Origin of the sequence: Roseomonas sp. TAS13 (assembly GCF_001950415.1) — a bacterium.
Lineage (GTDB): Bacteria > Pseudomonadota > Alphaproteobacteria > Acetobacterales > Acetobacteraceae > Roseomonas > Roseomonas mucosa.
Window position 1 is genome coordinate 1 of record NZ_BDLP01000376.1, and the last position, 4,128, is coordinate 4,128.

Annotated in this window: 4 protein-coding genes; all 4 read left to right on the top strand. The window is 72.8% G+C overall.

What is annotated here, in order from left to right; all coding sequences use genetic code 11:
* Window positions 1–256: ATP-binding protein (locus ROTAS13_RS20425; protein ID WP_253187723.1), on the top strand; the 256-nt coding region annotated here is incomplete at its 5' end.
* Entirely contained in the window at window positions 253–1,581 is a 1,329-nt protein-coding gene (locus ROTAS13_RS20430) for a sigma-54 dependent transcriptional regulator (protein WP_058389432.1), read from the top strand. The genes ROTAS13_RS20425 and ROTAS13_RS20430, both read left to right, overlap by 4 nt.
* 103 nt (window positions 1,582–1,684) lie before the next feature.
* Window positions 1,685–2,623, top strand: a complete 939-nt coding sequence (locus ROTAS13_RS20435; RefSeq protein ID WP_075823251.1) for a 2-hydroxyacid dehydrogenase — start codon at window positions 1,685–1,687, stop codon at window positions 2,621–2,623.
* A gap of 119 nt (window positions 2,624–2,742) precedes the next feature.
* On the top strand, window positions 2,743–4,128 hold a 1,386-nt coding region (locus ROTAS13_RS20440), incomplete at its 3' end, for a M20 family metallopeptidase (RefSeq protein WP_075823252.1).

Here is a 4,128-nt window from a genome sequence, read left to right on the forward strand (position 1 = left end):
GGCGCGGCGGGTGCCCGGCCCGGCCCCCGGCCGGGTCCGCGTCGCCGTGTCCGACAACGGGCCGGGGCTGGCGCCGGAGGTGGCGCGGTCCTTGTTCATGCCCTTCACCACCACGAAATCGGAGGGGCTGGGGCTGGGCCTCGTGATCTGCCGGGACATCGTGAGCGATTTCGGCGGGACGCTGGAGGCGGAGCCCCCTTGCGGGCCGGAGCCCGGCGGAAGCCTTTTCGTGATCACCCTGGAGCAAGCCGCTTGACCGACCTCGCCTTCGTGGATGACGACCCCTTCCTGCGCGAGGCCAATCTCCAGAGCGCCGCCCTGGCGGGGCTGGAGGCCCACGGCTTCGCCTCGGCCGAGGAGGCGCTGGCGGCGATCGGGGAGGATTTCCCGGGCGTCGTGGTCACCGACCTGCGGATGCCGGGGATGGACGGCACCGAGCTGTTCCGCCGCCTGCGCCGGCTGGACCCGGACCTGCCGGTGATCCTGATCACCGGCCATGGTGATATCGCCATGGCGGTCGCCGCGATCCGGGAGGGAGCCTACCACTTCCTGGCCAAGCCCTATCCGGCCGAGGAGCTGATGGGCGCGGTGCGGCATGCGCTGGAGAAGCGGCGGCTGGTGCTGGAGAACCGCCGCCTCGCCCGGGCCGTGGCGGCGGCCGAGGAGGACAGCCCGCTGCTGGGCAACACGCCGGAGATGGTGCGGCTGCGCAAGGTGCTGCGGCAGATCGCCGATGCCCAGGTGGACGTGCTGATCGAGGGTGAGACCGGCACCGGCAAGGACGTGGTGGCCAATGCGCTGCACCGCATGAGCCGCCGCGCCGCGCGGCCCTTCGTGGCGCTGAACTGCGGCGCCCTGCCGGAAACGGTGATCGAGAGCGAGCTGTTCGGCCACGAGCCCGGCGCCTTCACCGGCGCGCAGAAGCGCCGGGTCGGGCGGATCGAGCATGCGGATGGCGGCACGCTCTTCCTCGACGAGATCGAGGCCATGCCGCTGGCCTTGCAGGTCAAGCTGCTGCGGGTGCTGGAAACGCGGGAGATCGCGCCGCTCGGCACCAACGAGATCCGCCGGCTGGACCTGCGCGTGGTGGCGGCCACCAAGACGAACCTGCTGGAGCTTTCCCGGCGCGGCGGGTTCCGCGAGGACCTGTACTACCGCCTGCATGTGGTGACGGTGCATCTCCCCGCCCTGCGGCAGCGGCGGGACGACATTCCCCTGCTCTTCGCGCATTTCCTGCGCCGCGCGGCGGAACGCTTCGGCCTGCCGGTGCCCGAGATGACCCCGGCCCTGCGCCGCCACCTGATGGAGCATGACTGGCCCGGCAATGTGCGCGAACTGACGCATCATGCCGAGCGCGTGGCGCTGGGCCTGTCGGAGGAGGCCGCCCCGCCAGGCGAGGCGCGGGCGAGCCTGCCGGAACGGGTGGATGCCTATGAGGCCATGGTGATCCGCGACGCGCTGCGGGAACATGATGGCGACGTGCGCGCCACGGTCGAGGCGCTCGGCATCCCGCGGAAGACCTTCTACGACAAGCTGCGGCGCCACGACATCGACCAGCGCGCCTACCGGCTGCGGGAATAGGGCGACGCCAGGGGGGACGGCGCCGGAAACGTCATGCCACGCCGCGCCGGAGGGGCCTAGGATGGCCTGTGCCGGGACACGCCCCTGAGCCGCGGAGCCGCCATTGACCATTCCCGTCCTGCTTGCCATCGACATCGCGCCCGAGAACCTGGCGCGCCTGCGGGACGCGGGCTTCGAGCCCGTCCAGGCCGCCGGCCGCGCTCCCTTGCCCGAGGGCCGGGCCGCGGCGATCCGTGCCGTGCTGACCAACGGCTCCACCGGCTTCTCCGCCGCGCAGATCGCCGCCCTGCCCGCGCTGGGGATCGTCTGCGCCCTGGGCGCCGGCCATGAGAAGATCGACCTCGCCGCCGCTGCGGCGCGCGGCATCGCGGTCACCAACGGCGCGGGCACCAATGACGTGGCCGTCGCGGACCATGCGATGCTGCTGCTGCTCGCCATCGCGCGCGGGGTGGTCCAGGCGGATGCCGCGGCGCGGCGCGGGGAATGGGCCGGCGCGCGGCAGCTCCGCCCGTCGGTCAGCGGCAAGCGGCTGGGCCTGCTCGGCCTGGGCCATATCGGGCAGCGCATCGCCGACCGCGCCGCCGGCGGCTTCGGCATGGAGGTCGCCTATCACAGCCGGAGGGTGCGGGAGGGCTCCCCCTTCCGGCACGAGCCGGACCTCGGCGCCCTGGCGGCCTGGTGCGACTTCCTGGTGGTCGCCGCGCCGGGCGGGGCGGAGACGCGCCATCTCGTGGATGCGGCGGTGCTGCGGGCGCTCGGGACCGAGGGGTTCCTCGTGAACATCGCGCGCGGCAGCGTGGTGGATACCGGGGCGCTGATCGAGGCCCTGGAGCAGGACCGCATCGCCGGGGCGGGCCTCGATGTGGTGGAGGGCGAGCCGGACAACATCCCCGCCCGGCTGACCCGCCTGGAGAACGTGATCCTGACCCCGCACATCGCGGGCCGCTCGCCCGAGGCCGTGCGGGCGACGGTGCGGCTGGTGATCGACAACCTGCGGGCCCATTTTTCCGGGCAGCCCCTGCTGACGCCGGTTTCCGCCTGAAACCGGCGGCGGGCGAGGAAAAATCCTCCCCGCCGGCGGACTTCCGGAGGCGGGAATGCTACAGCCCGGCCCGAGTTCCCGATGCCGGCCCCGGGGCCGGCGAGACCTGAGGAGAGAGCATGCGCAACGATCCGATCTCCCTCGACCGGCTCTCCGCCGAGGTCGAGGCCAAGAGCCCCGCCTTCACCGCCGTGGCCGACCGGATCTGGGGCCATGCCGAGCTGCGCTTCCAGGAACACCGGTCGATCGAGGAGCAGATCGCGCTGCTGGAGGCCGAGGGATTCCGCGTCACCCGCAATGTCGGCGGCATCCCGACAGCCTTCATGGCCGAGGCCGGGTCCGGCGGCCCGGTGCTGGGCTTCCTGGGCGAGTTCGATGCCCTGGCCGGGCTGAGCCAGGAGGCGGGCGTCGCCGAGCCGAAGCCCGTCGCCCCGGGCGCCACGGGCCATGGCTGCGGCCACAACCTGCTCGGCGCGGGGGCCATGCTGGCCGCGGTGGCGGCGCGCGACGCCCTGGCCGCCAACGACCTGTCCGGCACGGTGCGCTACTATGGCTGCCCTGGCGAGGAAGGCGGCTCCGGCAAGACCTTCATGGCGCGCGAGGGCGCCTTCGACGACCTCGACGCGGCCGTCTCATGGCATCCGGGCGTGGTGAGCAGCGTGATGTCTTCCCGCTCGCTGGCCAATTTCCAGGTCTATTTCCGCTTCCACGGCCGCGCCTCGCACGCGGCGGGCTCGCCCTGGCTGGGCCGCTCCGCGCTCGATGCGGTGGAGCTGATGAATGTCGGCGTGAACTACCTGCGCGAGCACATGCCGCTGGACTGCCGTGTGCATTACGCCATCACCAACAGCGGCGGCGTCTCGCCCAACGTGGTGCAGGCGGAGGCCGAGGTGCTCTACCTGATCCGCGGCCCGCGCGTGAAGGAGGCGCAGGCCCTGTTCGAGCGGGTGAAGGCCTGCGCCGAGGGCGCCGCGACCATGACCGGCACCCGCATGACCATGGAGATCGACAAGGCCTGCTCCGACACCATCCCGAACACGGCGCTGGAGATGCGGATGCATGAAAACCTGCTCCGCCTCGGCGCGCCGGCCTTCGACGAGGCGGACCGCCGCTTCGCCGCCGAGCTGCGCCGCTCGCTGAGCGAGGAGGACATCGCCGACAGCATCGGGGCTGTGGGAGCGCCTGAGGAGGTGGGCGCGCAGGTGCTGCACGAGGGCGTGCTGCCCTTCGACGGCCGCTCGCGCGCCGGCAACGGCTCCACCGATGTGGGCGATGTCAGCCAGATCGTGCCGGTCGTGCAGTGCTGGGGCGCCACCTGGGCCGTGGGCACGCCCTTCCACACCTGGCAGGCGGTGGCGCAGGGCAAGAGCCCGCATGCGCACAAGGGCATGGTGCAGGCGGCCAAGGCCATGGCGGCCACGGCGCTCGACGCCTTCCGCGACCCGGAGCTGCTGGCCCGCGCCAAGGCGGAGCTGCGCGAGCGGACGGGCGGCAGGCCCTATGCC